Raw genomic sequence first — 1701 nt, forward strand, 5'->3', positions numbered from 1 at the left:
CCGTTGACCTAATGGGCAGAAGTTGAAGCCGCTGAAGTCTGCTGGTCACTCGAGCGCGAGTTCTGAGGGTGGATCGGCTTGGCGACTTCAGCGGGTCCGTCGTCGGCCGGCCAGCGCCAGCACTACGTCCTCCGTTGATCCGTGCGTGCAGCCCTCAAAGAAGGCTGACGGGTGCTGGCGCTGGCCGCCGGCGACGTGCCTTACCACGCGATGACAACGAAGATGATCGTGGTTCGAGTCGCCCGCGGGAATCACCTCCCACCGTGTTCGGGAGCCGACGAGCTCCTGATCAGACCGAGGGCCCCGCGGGCTGTTGGGGTCACGAACGACCAATCGGATGTCGGGCCACCGAGCCCTTCCATTAGGGAGCCGCGTGCCCTGCACGACAACGACCAGCCAGCGTGCGCCTACCGACGGAGACAGCGTGGATCAACCGACCGTGTTCTGTGGCATCGACTGGGCCAGTGACCACCATGACATCGCCGTCATCGACGACACCGGGGCCTTGCTGGCCCGGGCCCGCATTGACGACACCGCCGCAGGCCTCGCGCAGCTGCTGCAGGTCCTCGCCGAGCACGGCGACTGCGCCGAACAACCCATCCCCATGGCGATCGAGACGTCGCGAGGACTACTCGTCGCGTGTCTGCGCGCCACCGGACGGCGGGTCTACGCGATCAACCCGATGGCCGTCGCCCGATACCGCGAACGACACACGCTCACCCGCAAGAAGTCTGACCACCTCGACGCCATGACACTCGCCAACATCCTGCGCACCGACGCAGCCGCGCACCGCGAGCTGCCCGCCGACACCGAGCTGGCCCAGGCCGTCGCGGTCCTCGCCCGAGCTCAGCAGGACGCCGTCTGGGACCGCACCCAGGCCGGTAACAAGCTCTGTTCGCATCTGCGTGAGTACTTCCCCGGATACCTCGCCGCGGTCGGCGTTCGCCGTGAAGGCGTCTTCCACCCCATCGCCCGAGTGCTGCTCGCGGCGGCGCCTACCCCCGAACAGGCTGCGAAACTCACCCGTGCCCAGCTGCGGTCACTGCTCAAGCAAGCCGGCCGCAAGAACACCATCGACGCCGAGGTGCAACGGCTGCACAACGCTTTCCGTGTTCCGCAGATGCGGCAACTGCCGCTGGTCGAGCAGGCGATGGGACGGCAGTCTCTTGCACTGCTGCGGCAGCTGGAAGCCGCCTGTGTCAGCGCTGACGACCTCGCAGAGGCCTCAACGCAGGCGTTCGAGGCTCACCCCGATGCCGAGATCATCGCTAGCTTCCCCGGCCTCGGAGCCGTCAGCGGCGCACGCGTCCTGGCCGAACTCGGCGATGACCGATCACGCTTCACCGACGCCAGAGGCCTCAAGGCCTACGCCGGAGCAGCGCCCGTCACCCGCGCCTCCGGCAAGAGCCGAGCCGTCCTCGCTCGCCGGGTCAAGAACCAGCGACTCGCCGCCGTCGGCTACGTCTGGGCCTTCGCCGCCCTGACCCACTCCACCGGCGCCAGAGCCCACTACGACCGCCGCCGGCAAGCCGGCGACCGGCACACCGCCGCCCAACGCAACCTGTTCAACCGCATGATCGGCTGCCTTCACCACTGCCTCAGCAACCGCATCACCTTCAACGAAACCGTCGCCTTCCCCAACGCTGCCAACCAGCAACTACCTTCCGCTGCTTGACAGCAGTTCCGCATCGGATGTCTTCT

The 1701-nt window shown here is 67.3% G+C and carries 1 protein-coding gene; it reads left to right on the forward strand.

Features of this window, described 5'->3' with window-relative positions; translation table 11 throughout:
* The first annotated feature begins 424 nt into the window (after positions 1–424).
* Positions 425–1675, forward strand: coding sequence for an IS110 family transposase (locus KBX63_RS34800; RefSeq protein ID WP_210918671.1), 1251 nt, complete (start codon positions 425–427; stop codon positions 1673–1675).
* The last annotated feature ends 26 nt before the right edge of the window (positions 1676–1701 follow it).

The organism is Micromonospora sp. U21, assembly GCF_018070045.1.
Lineage (GTDB): Bacteria > Actinomycetota > Actinomycetes > Mycobacteriales > Micromonosporaceae > Micromonospora.